Origin of the sequence: Streptomyces sp. NPDC051987 (assembly GCF_040680735.1) — a bacterium.
In the GTDB taxonomy this organism is placed as follows: domain Bacteria; phylum Actinomycetota; class Actinomycetes; order Streptomycetales; family Streptomycetaceae; genus Streptomyces.
Genome location: NZ_JBFAXI010000029.1, coordinates 69,843 through 84,415 on the forward strand (window position 1 = coordinate 69,843; position 14,573 = coordinate 84,415).

A 14,573-nucleotide genomic window follows, 5' to 3' on the forward strand; every position below is an offset into this window, starting at 1 on the left:
GGTCAGTACGCGCCGTGGACGTTGTCGATCGAGCCGTACCGTGCGGCGGCGTAGTTGCAGGCCGCGGTGATGTTCGCGACCGGGTCGTAGATGTCGAACGACGTGCCGGCCACGTGGTAGGTGCTGAACGTCGGGTCGATCACCTGGAGCAGGCCCTTGGAGGGGATGCCGGCGCGGGCGTTGGAGTCCCAGAGGTTGATGGCCCGCGGGTTGCCGGAGGACTCCCGCATCACGTTGCGGTAGATGCCGTTGTAGGTACCCGGGATGTGCTTCTCCGACATGATCGCGAGGGACTCGCGGATCCAGCCGTCGAGGTTGTTCGGGTACCCGGCCAGGGTCTTCGAAGCCGTCGGGGTGGACGAGCCGGCGGCGGCGGAGGCGGCGGTCGCCCCGATGAGGGGGAGGGCGAGGACGGCGGCGCCGGTGCAGGCGACGACGAGCGCGCGGGTGATGCGGTTGCGGCGGGGGCGGTGGTGCTGAACGGCAGCAGGCATGGCGAAGTTCCTCTCCGTCGCCTGCGAGGTGAGCTGTCGGGTTCGGGCCCGGGGAGTGCCCGGCCGCACCGTCCGAAGACGATGCGACTTCACCCCTAGCCGTTCCGGAACGACGTCCGTGATGACGTCGGTCGCCCGGTCCGGCGACTTACCTGGTTCCCCCGCTCCTGCCGTGCGAATGGACTCGTCGATGGGTCACGACGGGCGGCGGCAGGATTCGGCGTCCGCCCGGCGAGCGGGAACGTATGCGAGAGCACATCTCGGGAACAAGTAGTCGATTCGCACAAACACTGATTGACCTCATGATGTGGCGTTTGTGACGCTTGATCCTTTGCGGTCGCCAACCCTCAACTGGCTTACAGGGAAGGGAAGGAAGGGTCGCCTCACCTGCCCTTGGGTGTCCCAGGTCACGTGACCTACTTCACGAAATCGCAATAATCGCAAAACGGACAAGAGGGATTCGTTGAATCCGTCTTTTTCCCGGTTCGATGGGAAAGCTTCCGGCCCGCATTCGCGCGAATCGCCCCTTCTGGGCGACGGGGCGATCGGTCGGGTCCGCCGTGGTCCCCCTCGCTCGATCGGGTGCCTCGGGGAAGGTGATTGACGCGTTCGGGTGTCGGGAGTGATCGTGAACGGCGAGGGGGCGGGTCGCGTCGCCGAGTGCTCGCGTGACGCTCGTCACGTCGAGAGGGGGTGGAGGGGGTGCGACCGGGAAGGTGATGCCGGCCGGGAGAGGGGAGGCCGTTTCCGGGCAGTAGTCAGTCGGGAGGCTCGCCGCCGTACGGGCCGCCCTTGGACGGACCGCCCTCGGGCGGTCTCCGGTCGCGTCCCTCGGTCCGGACCCGGTGTCGGCCGTGCGGGACACGGCCTGCGTCACGGTTCGGGACAACTGCCCGCACTTGCTGTTAAGTCAGTGGATGTCGGGTCGTATCGTCCGATCAAAAACATAACGGTCGTGATCCGATAGCGCCCGGGGTGTAACCGTGGGCGCTATCGGTGATCGAAACCTGACCGGATACGCTGACTTGAGTGATGGCAGCGACCTATCGACAAACCGCGTAATCGCCAGTAGACACCAGCAGACAGGAGACCCCTCGTGACCGTCGTCGGGCCGTTCGGGCTGAGCGTGCGGGACCAGGCTCTGGAAGCCGATGTCCAGGCCGGATTGACGGCTGTCGAGGAAGGCTTGCTAGAAGCCACCAAGAGCGAGGTCCCGTTCATCACGGAGGCCGCACAGCATCTCGTGCGGGCCGGCGGGAAGCGGTTCCGCCCGCTGCTGGTGATGCTCGCCGCGCAGTTCGGCGACCCGTACGCGCCCGGTGTCGTGCCGTCGGCCGTCGTCGTCGAGCTCACCCATCTGGCCACGCTCTACCACGACGACGTCATGGACGAGGCCTCCGTGCGACGCGGCGTCGCCAGCGCCAACACCCGCTGGGGCAATTCGCTCGCCGTGCTCACCGGCGACTTCCTCTTCGCCCGCGCCTCCCAGATCCTCGCCGATCTCGGTCCCGAGGCGGTCCGGGTCCAGGCCCTCGCGTTCGAGCGGCTGGTGACCGGCCAGATCCTGGAGACGGCGGGACCGTCGGACGGCCGTGACCCGGTCGAGCACTACCTGGACGTGCTCGGCGGCAAGACCGGCTCGCTGGTCGCCGTCTCCTGCCGCTTCGGCGCGATGCTGTCCGGCGCCGACGAGACGGTCGTCGACGTCCTCACCCAGTACGGCGAACGGCTCGGTGTCGCCTTCCAGCTCGCCGACGACGTCCTGGACATCGCCTCCGACTCGCAGGAGTCCGGGAAGACCCCCGGGACCGACCTCCGCGAGGGCGTGCCCACGCTTCCGGTGCTGCGGCTGCGGGAACGCGCGGCCCGGTTGGGGCTGCCCGAGGACATCGCCCTGTGCGAACTGCTGGACTCCGACCTCACGGACGACGCACGGCACGCGGAGGCGCTGGCGGCCCTCCGCGCCCATCCCGCGCTGGAGCTGGCCCGCCGCGACGCGGTCCGGTACGCGGAGGAGGCGCGGGCCGCGCTGGCCCCGCTGCCGGAGTGCGACCCGAAGGCCGCGCTGGTGGAGCTGTGCGACGCGGTGGTGCACCGCGCCGGGTAGCTCCGCCGAGCCGGGCGCGGGCCGGTCTGCCACCGCGCGGTGGACCGCACCGACGGCGGTGCCGTCACCGCAGCCGTCCTGACCAGGACGGCCGACGGCACCGGCAACCTCTCCGGGAGGCGCCTTCGTCGCCCGACCCCTACGGGTCGGGGAAGGCGCCTCCACCCTTGTGTCATACCGCAGGTGTACGCGGAGTTGGCTCCATGGTCTGACGCTTACCCGCCCCCGATTTGGTGAGATGGAAACCACGGAAATCACCACCGCTCACCGATTCGGGTGAGAATGGCGGCTCGGGGTGGGACACCTGCGAGGACGGCCGCCGCCGACGACGGAGGTAAGGCACACATGGCACCGTACGAATCCGACGACACCACGGGCGCCGCGCAGGCCGACGACGAGCTGCGCGACGAATTGCGCGCCGAGCGGCGCCGCAAGGCCGCACGGTACGTCGTCCCGGTCGCGGTGGTGGGAGTCGCCGCGGCCACCATCGGCCTGGTTCCGGCGCTCGCCGACTCGGGTGACCCCGACCTGCCGAAGATCACCGCGCAGGAACTCATCGACAAGATCGCCAAGTCGGACGTGCAGCAGCTGTCCGGCACCGTGAAGATCAGCACCGACCTCGGCCTGCCCGACCTCGGCGGGCTGGAGAGCGGCCTGCTCTCGGGGGCGACCCAGGGCAGCGGCAGCGGCGACGGTTCGTCCGCCGACCCGACCGGCAAGCTCACCGAGCTGGCCTCCGGCACGCACACCCTGCGGGTGGCCGCCGACGGTCCCGGGAAGCAGAAGGTCTCGGTGCTGGAGAGCGGCGCCGAGTACAGCCTCATCCACAACGGCACCGACGTGTGGGGCTACGACAGCAAGTCCGACGAGGTCTACCACTCCACCGCCCCCGACTCCGGCAAGGCCGGGCAGCACGAAGCTCCGGCCACCCCCAAGGACTTCGCCGACCAGTTCCTCAAGTCGGTGGACGACACCACCTCGGTGACGGTCGACGGCACCGCCCAGGTCGCCGGCCGCGACGCCTACCGGCTCGTCATCAAGCCCAGGCAGTCCGGCACGACGGTCGGCGCGATCAGCATCGCGGTGGACGCCAAGACCGGCACCCCGCTGAAGTTCACGCTCACCCCGTCGAGCGGCGGCGCGGCCGTGGTCGACGCCGGCTACACCCAGGTCAGCTTCGCCAAGCCGGCCGCGTCCACCTTCGACTTCACCCCGCCCAAGGGGGCCAAGGTCACCGAGGGCGACAAGGCAGGCAGGACCGAGAAGGGCAGCGGGACGCAGCACCGCGGCAAGGGCCCCGCGGCTCCCGGTCACGGCTCCGCCAAGGACCTCGGCAAGTCCGGCTTCGACGTCCTCGGCAAGGGCTGGAACTCCATAGCCGTCCTCGACACCGGCAGCAAGGGCGGTCTGCCCACCGACTCCGCCTCCGGTGGCGGCGACCTGAGCGGCTTCCTCGGCTCGCTCGGCGACCCCGTCTCCGGCACGTTCGGCAAGGGCACCGTCTTCTCCACCCGGCTGATCAACGCCCTGATCACGGACGACGGCAAGGTGTACGTCGGCGCCGTGGACAAGGCGGCGCTGGTGAAGGCGGCGAACGCGGGGTAGTCCGGGCGCGGGCGCGGCTGCGGTCGGTACCCTGTGCCGCACGACGAATCGAGGGAGCCGATGGACCGATCGTCCGCCGCGGAACGGCAGCCGGAGGACCCGGAGCACGCCGGGGCCTCGCGGGCCGCCGGAGCCTCGGGGGCCGCCGGAGCCTCGGGGGCCGCTGCGGCCTCTCAAGCCCCCGTGGACGCCGGGTTCCCGGAGGCCGGCGCCTCGGTGGGAGCGGGTGTCATCGACACCCGGGGCCTCACCAAGCGCTACCGCGGCGGACAGCTCGCCGTCGACGGGCTCGACCTGTCGGTTCCGGCGGGCAGCGTCTTCGGCTTCCTCGGCCCGAACGGCTCCGGCAAGACCACCACCATCCGCATGCTGATGGGCCTGATCGAGCCGACCTCGGGCACCGCCCGCGTCCTCGGCCACCCGATGCCGCGCGCCTCCCGCGTCGTCCTGCCCCAGGTCGGCGCCCTCATCGAGGGCCCGGCGCTGTACGGCTTCCTCTCCGGCCGGGACAACCTGCTGCGGTACGACGCCGCCGACCCGACGGCCGACCCCCGCACCCGGCGCGCACGGGTCGGGGCCGCGCTGGACCGGGTGGGCCTCGCGGCCGCCGCGGCGAAGAAGGCGAAGGCCTACTCCCTCGGCATGAAGCAGCGTCTGGGTCTCGCCGCCGCGCTGCTCCAGCCCCGCAGGCTGCTGGTCCTGGACGAGCCGACCAACGGCCTCGACCCCCAGGGCATGCGGGAGATCCGCACCCTGGTGCGGGAACTGGCGGGGGAGGGCACGACCGTGTTCCTCTCCTCCCACCTCCTCGACGAGATCGAGCAGGTCTGCACCCACGCGGCTGTGATGGCCCAGGGCCGGCTGATCGCCCAGGGCGCGGTGGCCGACCTGGTGGCCGGGGCCCGTGGCCGGCTCGTGGTGCTCACTCCCGACCCCGGGGAGGCGGCCCGAGTGCTCAAGGAACAGGGCGTCGCGGACGTCGCCGCCGCCGAGGACCGGGTGACCGGTGAGCCCCCCGAGCGCGACCTCGCCGAGGTCAACGCGGCGCTCGTCACGGCGGGCGTCCGGGTCCGCGGCTTCACCGTGGAACGGGCCTCGCTGGAGGACGCCTTCGTGGCACTGACCGGGGAGGGCTTCGATGTCGCGGGCTGACCTGGCCGTCGTGGACACGGCAGCCGTACGGCCGAGTCCCCTGTGGAGCCTCGGGCTGCTGCGCAGCGAACTCGGCACCACCCTGCGGCGCTGGCGCACCCTCGCCCTGCTGGGCGTACTGGCGGCGGTGCCGGTCCTCGTCGGTGTGTCGGTCCGGATCGAGACGCGGGGCGGCGGGCAGGTCGGCCGCGGCGGCGAGGGCGGACCGGCCTTCATCGCCCAGGTCACCAACAACGGACTGTTCCTGGTGTTCACGGCACTGGCCGCGACCCTCCCGTTCTTTCTGCCGATGGCCGTCGGGGTGGTGGCCGGGGACGCGATCGCGGGCGAGGCCGACGCGGGCACCCTGCGCTACCTGCTGGTCGCCCCGGCGGGCCGCACCCGCCTGCTGCTCACCAAGTACGCGACGGTGATGGCGTTCTGCCTGATTGCCACCCTGGTGGTGGCCGCCTCCGCACTCGCCGTCGGCGCGCTCCTCTTCCCGCTCGGCGACCTGACGACGATCTCCGGCACCCGGATCTCCTTCGCCGACGGCCTCGGCCGGGCCCTGCTGATCGCCCTGGTGGTCGCCGCGTCCCTGGCCGGTGTCGCCGCCCTCGGCCTGTTCGTGTCCACCCTGACCAACAGCGGCATCGCGGCGATGGCGACGACCGTGGGCCTGCTCATCACCGTCCAGATCCTCGACCAGATCCCCCAGCTGCACGCGTTCCAGCCGTACTTCTTCTCCCACTACTGGCTGTCCTTCGCCGACCTGATACGCGACCCCGTGTACTGGGACGACCTGGTCAAGAACCTGGAGCTGCAGGCCCTGTACACGGCGGTGTTCGGATCGGCGGCCTGGGCACGGTTCACGACCAGGGACATCACCGCCTAGCGGGATCCGTGCGGTCCGGGCCCGCTCGCTCCCCGCCGGGCGCGCCTTCCTGGTGCGAGGCTGTGACGTCGCGGTGACGTGGGAGCCGTGCCGAGCGGCGAGACTGGACCTTACGCACGAGTACGACCGGAGCGCGACCCGATGGTGACGCCGGAGGAAATGAGGGCCGATGTCCCGACTCAGCCGTGAGGAGAAGCGGGAAGTCCAGCAGGAGGGGCGCCTGGCACCGGTCGACGTCCGGGTGGCGGGCGCGGCCGCGTCCGTGGACGGCGTGCCGCTGTTCCCGGCTCCCGGTGAGGAACCCCAGCAGGCGGTCCTCAACCATCTCCAGCGCCTCGCCCGCGTCACCGGCCGCCCGGTCCTCGCCACCGTCCACGACACCCGCATCGGCTACGTGGTCCCCCTTCAGGTGGACGTGGACGGCTCCAGCAGCTTCACCGGCGACCCGGTGAGGCTGGCCGCACCCGCCGCCGAGCCGAGGGAACAGGCCGCGGCTCGGGAACCCGTCCCGGTGGTCCCCGCGCAGGTGGGGCCGCGGCCGCCCGCCGTTCCGCCGGCACCGCCCGCACGACCGGCCGCGACTGTGCCGCTGCCGCCCGCACCGGGCACCGTCCAGCCGCCCACCGGTGTCTTCGGGCCGCCGCCCGTGATGACCTCTGTCCCCGCCCCCGAGACGGCCCCCGTCCCCGCCCCCGAAGAGCCGTCGGCCGAGCGGGACCCGGATCTCGCCCCCCGGTCCACGCCCACCCCCGCCCGCGGCTTCGACGCGGTCGCCGAGGAGGTGCTGGGGGACGAGCCCGTGACGCTGACGGCGGAGGGGGCCGCGCTGCTCTCCGAGCCGGTGGCCCGGATCAACGAGGCGGTCCGCACGGGCCGTATCGAAGCGGCGGCCGAACTCGCGGAGCGCACCGCCGCCGAGGCCGCCGCGGTCCTCGGGGACGGTCACACCGAAGTGCTGCACCTGGGCGAGCTGACCGCGTACATCTCCTACCTGGCGGGCGACCCGGTGCGGGCCTTCCACCTCTCCCTGGACCTGGCCAGGCAGCGCCGGCAGGCCCGGGACGGCGAGGCGGCGTACGGGAACGTGCGCAGCGCGGCCACCGCCTGGCGCGCGGTACGCGACCCCGAGCACGGGCTGCGCCTGGGCCACGAGCTGATCGACCTGTGGACGCGGCTCACCGTCGAGGAGGGCCCGGCGGCCGACGACGTCGAGGAGCTGGAGTCGGCCCGCGCCCGGATGACCCGCCTGACGGAACGCGCCCGCCGCGCCGCCGGGAAGGCCTGAGCGCCGCCGGCACGGTCACTGCACGCAGAACTCGTTGCCCTCCGGATCGGCCATCACGGTCCACGCTCCGGAGGGCTCCGAGACATGCCGCACCACGGTGGCGCCCAGCGCCTCCAGGCGGGCCACCTCGTCCGCCCGCCTCCCCTCGCCGGCGTGCAGGTCGATGTGGAGCCGGTTCTTGCCGGACTTGGCCTCCGGCACCCGCTGGAACAGCAGCCGACGGCCCAGTCCGGTGCCGCGCTCCTCGTCGTACGGATCGTCCGGGTGCCGCACGGCGATCAGGTCACGGAAGGCGGCACGGCCGTGGTACTCCAGGGCGGCGGCGCCGGGCAGCGCGCCCACTTCCAGCAGATGTTCGACGAGCGCGCTGTTGTCCTCGGCCACGTAGTGCAGCGCGGCCGCCCAGAAGTCGGCCTGCCCGTGCGGGTCGCGGGCGTCGACGACGAGCTTCCAGTGCAGGGGTGCGGGCGTCTGCGTCATGGGCCCACTTATAGCCGACGGCCGTGACCATCACACCTGACTTGCGGGAGTCTCCGCCACCGGGGTCACCGGCCGTGGTACAGGCGCCGCGGCGAGCGCCTGGGCGGCCCGGCGGGCGGTGCGCAGGGCGTCCCAGGTGAGCAGGGCGAGGGCGAGCCAGACCAGGGCGAAGCCGGCCCAGCGCTCGGCGGGCATGGCCTCGTGGAAGTAGAGGATGCCGCAGAGGAACTGGAAGACCGGGGCCAGGTACTGGAGCAGGCCGAGCGTGGAGAGCGGGACGCGGATCGCGGCGGCGCCGAAGCAGACCAGCGGGACGGCGGTGACGATGCCGGTGGAGGCCAGCAGGGCCGCGTGCCCGGCGCCGTGGCCGGTGAAGCTGGACTCGCCGTGGCCGGACAGCCACAGCAGATAGCCGAGCGCGGGCAGGAACTGGATCGCGGTCTCCGCCGCGAGTGACTCGATGCCGCCGAGGTTGACCTTCTTCTTGACGAGCCCGTAGGTGGCGAAGGAGAAGGCGAGGACGAGGGAGATCCACGGCGGCTGCCCGTAGCCGACGGTGAGCACGGCGACGGCGGCGAAGCCGACGCCCACCGCCGCCCACTGCGCGGGCCGCAGCCGTTCCTTCAGCAGGAGGACGCCCATGGCGATGGTGACTAGGGGGTTGATGAAGTAGCCGAGGGAGGCCTCGACCACGTGCCCCGCGTTCACGGACCAGATGTAGACGCCCCAGTTGACGGTGATCACGGCGGCGGCCACCGCCACCAGGGCCAGCCGGCGCGGCTGCCGCAACAGCTCACCGGCCCAGGCCCAGCGTCGTACGAAGACGAGTGCGAGGGCGACGAAGGCGAGGGACCACACCATCCGGTGGGCCAGGATCTCCACCGAACCGGCGGGCTTCAGCAGCGGCCAGAACAGCGGGACCAGCCCCCACATGCCGTAGGCCGCGAAGCCGTTCACCAGTCCTGTCCGCCGCTCACCCTTGGATATGTCGGCCACCGGCCCTCCTCACGCCCTTCGGCACACCGCCGGGACGAAGGTAGCGCCGAGCACCCCGGTCTGTCATGGCCGTTTCGGTATACGGTCATGACAGACCGGGGTGCGGTCTCCCGGGAGGGGCGGCCTACTTGAGCGCTGCGGTGATCGCCTCCGAGATCGGGGAGGTCGGGCGGCCGATCAGACGGGCCAGGTCGCCGGAGTCGACGACCAGCTCGCCCTTGGCGATCGCCGCGTCCACGCCGACCATGATCGCGGCGAACGGCTCCGGCAGGCCGGCGCCGGTCAGGATGGACTGGAGCACCTCACCGGGCACGGAGTTGTAGGCGATCTCCCTGCCGGTCTGCGCGCTCAGCTCGGCCGCGTACTCGGCGAAGCTCCAGGCGACGTCGCCGCCGAGCTCGTACGTCCGGTTCTCGTGGCCCTCGCCGGTCAGCACGGCGACGGCGGCGGCCGCGTAGTCGGCGCGCGAGGCGGAGGAGACGCGGCCCTCGCCGGCCGCCGCGACCACGGCGTCGTGCTCCAGGACCGGGGCGAGGTTCTCGGTGTAGTTCTCGTGGTACCAGCCGTTGCGCAGCAGGGTGTAGGGCAGACCCGAGCCGAGCAGGATCTCCTCGGTGGCGCGGTGGTCGTCCATCAGCGAGGCCGTCAGGCTGCCCGGACCGCTGGTGTACGCCAGCAGGGCCACACCGGCCGCCTTGGCGGCGTCGATGACGACCTTGTGCTGGGCGGGGCGGCCCTTGTCGAACTCGTTGCCGGAGATCAGCAGCACCTTGTCGCCGGCGGCGAAGAGACCGTCGAAGGTCTCGGGGGCGTTGTAGTCCGCGACGGCGATCTTCACGCCCCGGGCGGCGAAGTCGGCGCCCTTCGCCTCGTCGCGCACGACGGCGGTGATCTGCTCGGCCGGGACCTTCTCCAGCAGCTGCGTCACGACGTGACGGCCGAGGTGTCCGGTGGCTCCGGTGACAACGATGCTCATGGTGTGCGATCTCCTTGTGGGGTGCGGTTGTCACTAACCCTACGAGGTGCGCTAACCAGAAGAAAGTACCCACTTTGAAGTAAGGTACTTGCATGACGGTAAGTAGCCCGGAAGCCGGCGTCCCCGCCGCGAAGTACGTCGACGGCACGCAGATGTGCCCGCACCGCCGGGTCCTGGAGCATGTCACCAGCCGCTGGGGCGTCCTGGTCCTGATCGAGCTCCTGGACCGCCCCTACCGCTTCAGCGAACTGCGCCGGGCGATCGGCCGGGTCAGCGAGAAGATGCTCACCCAGACCCTGCAGACCCTGGAACGCGACGGCCTCGTCCACCGGGACGCCAAGCCGGTGATCCCGCCCCGCGTCGACTACTCCCTCACCGACCTCGGCCGCGAGGCGGCCGAACAGGTGCGGGACCTGGCGCTGTGGACCGAGCGGCGGATGGCGGACGTGGAGCGCGCCCGCGCCGCGTACGACGAGGCCAAGCGCACCTGAGCCGCCGAGGGCCCCTGAGAGCCCCTCAGGCTCCCGCAGTGCGGACACGGGCGGGGCCCGGACGCGCCGTCCGGGCCCCGCACGCTCGCGACCTGCGACCTCCCGGGCTCAGCCCACGACCGTCCAGGTGTCCCCGCCGGCGAGCAGTGCCGCCAGGTCACCCTTGCCGTGCTGATCGACCGCGGTGTCGAGCTGCTCGGACATCTGCACGTCGTAGACGGGCCGTTCGACCGAGCGGAAGACGCCGAGGGGCGTGTGGTGCAGGGTGTCGGGGTCGGCCAGTCGCGACAGCGCGAAGGCCGTGGTCGGGGAGGAGGAGTGGGCGTCGTGGACGAGGATCTCGGACTCGTTGTCCGCGGTCACGTCGACCACCGACAGGTCGCCGGTGCGCCGGTCGCGTACGACACCGCGCGCGCCGTCCGTGCCGAAGCGGATGGGCTTGCCGTGCTCCAGCCGGATCACCGCCTCCTCGGCGGACTGCTTGTCCTTGAGGGTGTCGAAGGCGCCGTCGTTGAAGATGTTGCAGTTCTGGTAGATCTCGATCAGGGCCGTGCCCGGGTGGGCGGCGGCCGCGCGCAGGACCTCGGTGAGGTGCTTGCGGTCGGAGTCGATGGTGCGGGCGACGAAGGACGCCTCCGCGCCGAGCGCCAGCGACACCGGGTTGAACGGGGCGTCCAGCGACCCCATCGGCGTCGACTTGGTGATCTTCCCGACCTCGGACGTCGGTGAGTACTGCCCCTTCGTCAACCCGTAGATGCGGTTGTTGAAGAGGAGGATCTTCAGGTTGACGTTGCGGCGCAGGGCGTGGATGAGGTGGTTGCCGCCGATGGACAGCGCGTCACCGTCACCGGTCACCACCCACACGGACAGGTCGCGCCGGCTGGTGGCCAGCCCGGTCGCGATCGCGGGGGCGCGGCCGTGGATGGAGTGCATGCCGTAGGTGTTCATGTAGTACGGGAACCGGGACGAACAGCCGATCCCGGAGACGAAGACGATGTTCTCCTTCGCCAGCCCCAGCTCCGGCATGAACCCCTGCACCGCCGCCAGGATCGCGTAGTCGCCGCAGCCCGGGCACCAGCGCACCTCCTGGTCGGACTTGAAGTCCTTCATCGACTGCCTGGCCGCGGCCTTGGGGACGAGCTGCAGCAGTCCGTCGCCGGCGTCGGACACGGCGTCGGTCATGGCGTCAGTCATGGATGGCCTCCTTGAGCGCCGTGGCGAGCTGCTCGGCCTTGAACGGCATGCCGTTGACCTGGTTGTACGAATGCGCGTCCACCAGGTACTTCGCCCGGATGAGGGTGGCGAGCTGACCGAGGTTCATCTCGGGGATCACCACCTTGTCGTACCCCTTCAGCACGGCACCGAGATTCCTCGGGAACGGGTTGAGGTGCCGAAGATGCGCCTGCGCGATCGGCTCACCGGCCGCGCGCAGCCGCCGTACCGCCGCCGTGATCGGCCCGTACGTCGACCCCCAGCCCAGCACCAGGGTCCTGGCGCCGTCCGGGTCGTCGACCTCGATGTCGGGGACGTCGATCCCGTCGATCTTGGCCTGCCGGGTGCGGACCATGAAGTCGTGGTTGGCGGGGTCGTAGGAGATGTTGCCCGTGCCGTCCTGCTTCTCGATGCCGCCGATGCGGTGTTCGAGGCCGGGCGTGCCGGGGACCGCCCACGGGCGGGCGAGGGTCTGCGGGTCGCGTTTGTACGGCCAGAAGACCTCGGTGCCGTCCTCCAGGGTGTGGTTGGGTCCGCTCGCGAACCGCACCCGCAGATCGGGCAGCTCCTCCAGCTCCGGGATCCGCCAGGGCTCGCTGCCGTTGGCCAGGTAGCCGTCGGACAGCAGCATCACCGGGGTCCGGTAGGTCAGCGCGATCCGGGCCGCCTCCAGCGCCGCGTCGAAACAGTCGGCCGGCGTCCGCGGGGCGATGACCGGGACCGGCGCCTCGCCGTTACGGCCGTACATCGCCTGGAGCAGGTCGGCCTGCTCGGTCTTGGTCGGCAGCCCGGTGGACGGCCCGCCCCGCTGGATGTCGACGACCAGCAGCGGCAGCTCCAGCGAGACCGCGAGCCCGACCGTCTCCGACTTCAGCGCCACGCCCGGACCGGAGGTCGTCGTCACCGCCAGCGAGCCGCCGAAGGCGGCCCCCAGGGCCGCGCCGATGCCGGCGATCTCGTCCTCCGCCTGGAAGGTGCGCACACCGAAGTTCTTGTGCTTGCTGAGCTCGTGCAGGATGTCGGAGGCCGGGGTGATCGGGTACGACCCGAGGAACAGTGGCAGGTCCGCCTGCCGGCTCGCGGTGACCAGGCCGTACGCCAGGGCCAGGTTCCCGGAGATGTTGCGGTAGGTGCCCACCGGGAACGCGGTGGTCGCGGGGGCGATCTCGTACGAGACCGCGAAGTCCTCGGTCGTCTCACCGAAGTTCCAGCCGGCGCGGAAGGCCGCCAGGTTGGCGTTCATGACCTCCGGCTTGCGGGCGAACTTCTGCTTCAGGAATCTCTCCGTGCCCTCGGTCGGCCGGTGGTACATCCACGACAACAGGCCGAGCGCGAACATGTTCTTGCTGCGTTCGGCCTCCTTGCGGCTGAGGTCGAACTCCTTCAGCGCCTCCACGGTCAGCGTGGTCAGCGGCACCGGATGAAGGCTGTAGCCGTCGAGCGACCCGTCCTCCAGCGGCGAGGTGGCGTAGCCGACCTTCTGCATCGCCCGTTTGGTGAACTCGTCCGTGTTGACGATGATCTCCGCGCCGCGCGGCAGATCCCCGATGTTCGCCTTCAACGCGGCCGGGTTCATGGCGACCAGCACGTTCGGCGCATCACCCGGAGTGAGGATGTCGTGGTCGGCGAAGTGCAGCTGAAACGACGAAACCCCCGGCAGAGTGCCTGCGGGGGCCCGGATCTCGGCCGGAAAATTAGGCAGGGTCGACAGATCGTTGCCGAAGGACGCGGTCTCCGACGTGAACCGGTCACCGGTGAGCTGCATGCCGTCACCCGAGTCCCCCGCGAACCGGATGATCACCCGGTCCAGACGCCGGACGGCCTTCACACCGTCCGGCTTGCGCTGCTCTCCTACGACGGTTCCGTCGGCCTGTTCCGTTGTCCTGCTGACCTGGCTGGTCACTGAACTGGACCTCCTTCGAGGCGGCTGCCCGGGCGTGGTCGTCCCACGAACCATCCCGTAATCAACCCTACGTCGGTTAGGGTCGCCTTCCCGAGCCAGCTCGCATGCTGGACGGACCGATGAGACGACCTGTCGCCCTGACTTGTCACGATTTTCCCTCCCCCTGGCCGCCTTCCTGTGCCGACACGGTGCCCGTCGGCCCCTCAGGAGTTCAGATACGTCAGAACGGCCAGAACGCGCCGGTGGTCACCGTCGCTCTGGGAGAGTCCGAGTTTGAGGAAGATGTTGCTGACGTGCTTCTCGACGGCTCCGTCGCTCACGACCAGCTGCCGCGCGATCGCCGAGTTCGTCCGCCCCTCGGCCATCAGGCCCAGCACCTCACGCTCTCGCGGGGTGAGGCCCGCCAGCACGTCCTGCTTCCTGCTCCGCCCGAGCAGCTGTGCGACGACCTCCGGATCGAGCGCCGTACCGCCCTCCGCGACCCGCACCACGGCGTCCACGAACTCCCGCACGTCGGCGACCCGGTCCTTCAGCAGATAGCCCACACCTCGGCTGGAACCGGCCAGCAGTTCGGTGGCGTACCGCTCCTCCACGTACTGCGACAGCACCAGTACCCCGAGTCCCGGATGCGCCTTCCGCAGCCGTACGGCGGCCCGCACCCCCTCGTCGGTGTGCGTCGGCGGCATCCGCACATCCGCGACCACGACGTCCGGCAGCGCGTCCTGCGCATCCAGCTCGGCGATGGTCTTGACCAGCGCCTCCGCATCCCCGACGCCCGCGACGACGTCATGCCCCCGGTCGGTCAACAGCCGGGTCAGCCCCTCCCGGAGCAGCACGGAATCCTCGGCGATGACCACCCGCACCCTGTCCTCCACGGTCTCCCGGCCCCCCACACCCCGTCCGGCGTACATGCCTGCCCTGTCCGAAAGTCCAGCATTCCAGCATTCGGATCAGAGTGTGGGCGGGTAAGGAGAGGCGAACCAAAACAGGCCGCTCGG

The 14,573-nt window shown here is 71.0% G+C and carries 13 protein-coding genes and 1 riboswitch; of the genes, 6 read left to right on the top strand and 7 right to left on the bottom strand.

The genetic code is table 11. The annotated features are described in order from the left end of the window. Window positions 1–2 precede the first annotated feature (2 nt). A complete protein-coding gene (locus tag AB0M11_RS18095) occupies window positions 3–494 on the bottom strand; it encodes a transglycosylase SLT domain-containing protein (protein ID WP_365706457.1) in 492 nt (163 codons plus the stop codon). A 5-nt stretch (window positions 495–499) separates the two neighbouring features. Beyond that, a riboswitch (cyclic di-AMP (ydaO/yuaA leader) is annotated at window positions 500–694 on the bottom strand. A gap of 896 nt (window positions 695–1,590) precedes the next feature. Here AB0M11_RS18095 and AB0M11_RS18100 point away from each other — a divergent pair. The 5 genes from AB0M11_RS18100 to AB0M11_RS18120 all read left to right on the top strand — a co-directional run bounded on the left by AB0M11_RS18100 (window position 1,591) and on the right by AB0M11_RS18120 (window position 7,517). Further along, window positions 1,591–2,601 carry a polyprenyl synthetase family protein gene (locus AB0M11_RS18100; RefSeq protein WP_365706459.1) on the top strand — a complete coding sequence of 337 codons (1,011 nt, stop codon included), beginning with the start codon at window positions 1,591–1,593 and terminating at the stop codon, window positions 2,599–2,601. A gap of 345 nt (window positions 2,602–2,946) precedes the next feature. After that, window positions 2,947–4,206 carry a DUF2092 domain-containing protein gene (locus tag AB0M11_RS18105; RefSeq protein WP_365706461.1) on the top strand — a complete coding sequence of 420 codons (1,260 nt, stop codon included), beginning with the start codon at window positions 2,947–2,949 and terminating at the stop codon, window positions 4,204–4,206. A gap of 60 nt (window positions 4,207–4,266) precedes the next feature. Further along, a complete protein-coding gene (locus tag AB0M11_RS18110) occupies window positions 4,267–5,358 on the top strand; it encodes an ABC transporter ATP-binding protein (protein WP_365706463.1) in 1,092 nt (363 codons plus the stop codon). Beyond that, window positions 5,345–6,232: an ABC transporter permease gene (locus AB0M11_RS18115; protein WP_365706465.1), complete on the top strand. Its 888-nt coding sequence runs from the start codon at window positions 5,345–5,347 to the stop codon at window positions 6,230–6,232. The genes AB0M11_RS18110 and AB0M11_RS18115 overlap by 14 nt, the downstream gene beginning before the upstream one ends. 169 nt (window positions 6,233–6,401) lie before the next feature. Next, a complete protein-coding gene (locus AB0M11_RS18120) occupies window positions 6,402–7,517 on the top strand; it encodes a hypothetical protein (RefSeq protein WP_365706467.1) in 1,116 nt (371 codons plus the stop codon). Between the two features lie 15 nt (window positions 7,518–7,532). On the opposite strand, the gene AB0M11_RS18125 is transcribed toward AB0M11_RS18120, so the two are convergent. The 3 genes from AB0M11_RS18125 to AB0M11_RS18135 all read right to left on the bottom strand — a co-directional run bounded on the left by AB0M11_RS18125 (window position 7,533) and on the right by AB0M11_RS18135 (window position 9,969). After that, window positions 7,533–7,997 carry a VOC family protein gene (locus AB0M11_RS18125; RefSeq protein ID WP_365706469.1) on the bottom strand — a complete coding sequence of 155 codons (465 nt, stop codon included), beginning with the start codon at window positions 7,995–7,997 and terminating at the stop codon, window positions 7,533–7,535. Between the two features lie 30 nt (window positions 7,998–8,027). Beyond that, a complete protein-coding gene (gene rarD / locus AB0M11_RS18130) occupies window positions 8,028–8,993 on the bottom strand; it encodes an EamA family transporter RarD (RefSeq protein WP_365706471.1) in 966 nt (321 codons plus the stop codon). A gap of 124 nt (window positions 8,994–9,117) precedes the next feature. Then, the gene (locus tag AB0M11_RS18135) at window positions 9,118–9,969 is read right to left on the bottom strand and encodes an SDR family oxidoreductase (RefSeq protein WP_365706473.1); all 852 of its coding nucleotides are present in this window, start codon (window positions 9,967–9,969) and stop codon (window positions 9,118–9,120) included. Window positions 9,970–10,061: 92 nt separating this feature from the next. On the opposite strand from AB0M11_RS18135, the gene AB0M11_RS18140 reads away from it, so the two are divergent. Next, a complete protein-coding gene (locus AB0M11_RS18140; protein WP_365706475.1) occupies window positions 10,062–10,460 on the top strand; it encodes a helix-turn-helix domain-containing protein in 399 nt (132 codons plus the stop codon). Between the two features lie 108 nt (window positions 10,461–10,568). Here the strand turns inward: AB0M11_RS18140 and AB0M11_RS18145 are convergent, their stop codons facing one another. The 3 genes from AB0M11_RS18145 to AB0M11_RS18155 all read right to left on the bottom strand — a co-directional run bounded on the left by AB0M11_RS18145 (window position 10,569) and on the right by AB0M11_RS18155 (window position 14,486). Next, on the bottom strand, window positions 10,569–11,642 hold the full coding sequence (locus AB0M11_RS18145) for a 2-oxoacid:ferredoxin oxidoreductase subunit beta (RefSeq protein WP_365706518.1): 1,074 nt from the start codon (window positions 11,640–11,642) through the stop codon (window positions 10,569–10,571). A 4-nt stretch (window positions 11,643–11,646) separates the two neighbouring features. Next, window positions 11,647–13,575: a 2-oxoacid:acceptor oxidoreductase subunit alpha gene (locus tag AB0M11_RS18150; protein WP_365706477.1), complete on the bottom strand. Its 1,929-nt coding sequence runs from the start codon at window positions 13,573–13,575 to the stop codon at window positions 11,647–11,649. 203 nt (window positions 13,576–13,778) lie between these two features. Next, window positions 13,779–14,486 (bottom strand): response regulator transcription factor, encoded by a 708-nt coding sequence (locus AB0M11_RS18155; protein ID WP_365706478.1) that lies wholly within the window; start codon window positions 14,484–14,486, stop codon window positions 13,779–13,781. Window positions 14,487–14,573 lie beyond the last annotated feature (87 nt).

Bases quoted from the DNA above. Each gene is read 5' to 3' on its own strand.
- AB0M11_RS18140 (WP_365706475.1), top strand. From the start codon at position 10,062: ATGACGGTAAGTAGCCCGGAAGCCGGCGTCCCCGCCGCGAAGTACGTC.
- AB0M11_RS18095 (WP_365706457.1), bottom strand. From the start codon at position 494: ATGCCTGCTGCCGTTCAGCACCACCGCCCCCGCCGCAACCGCATCACC.
- AB0M11_RS18110 (WP_365706463.1), top strand. From the start codon at position 4,267: ATGGACCGATCGTCCGCCGCGGAACGGCAGCCGGAGGACCCGGAGCAC.
- AB0M11_RS18155 (WP_365706478.1), bottom strand. From the start codon at position 14,486: ATGTACGCCGGACGGGGTGTGGGGGGCCGGGAGACCGTGGAGGACAGG.
- AB0M11_RS18145 (WP_365706518.1), bottom strand. From the start codon at position 11,642: ATGACCGACGCCGTGTCCGACGCCGGCGACGGACTGCTGCAGCTCGTC.
- AB0M11_RS18135 (WP_365706473.1), bottom strand. From the start codon at position 9,969: ATGAGCATCGTTGTCACCGGAGCCACCGGACACCTCGGCCGTCACGTC.
- AB0M11_RS18120 (WP_365706467.1), top strand. From the start codon at position 6,402: ATGTCCCGACTCAGCCGTGAGGAGAAGCGGGAAGTCCAGCAGGAGGGG.
- AB0M11_RS18125 (WP_365706469.1), bottom strand. From the start codon at position 7,997: ATGACGCAGACGCCCGCACCCCTGCACTGGAAGCTCGTCGTCGACGCC.
- AB0M11_RS18115 (WP_365706465.1), top strand. From the start codon at position 5,345: ATGTCGCGGGCTGACCTGGCCGTCGTGGACACGGCAGCCGTACGGCCG.
- AB0M11_RS18105 (WP_365706461.1), top strand. From the start codon at position 2,947: ATGGCACCGTACGAATCCGACGACACCACGGGCGCCGCGCAGGCCGAC.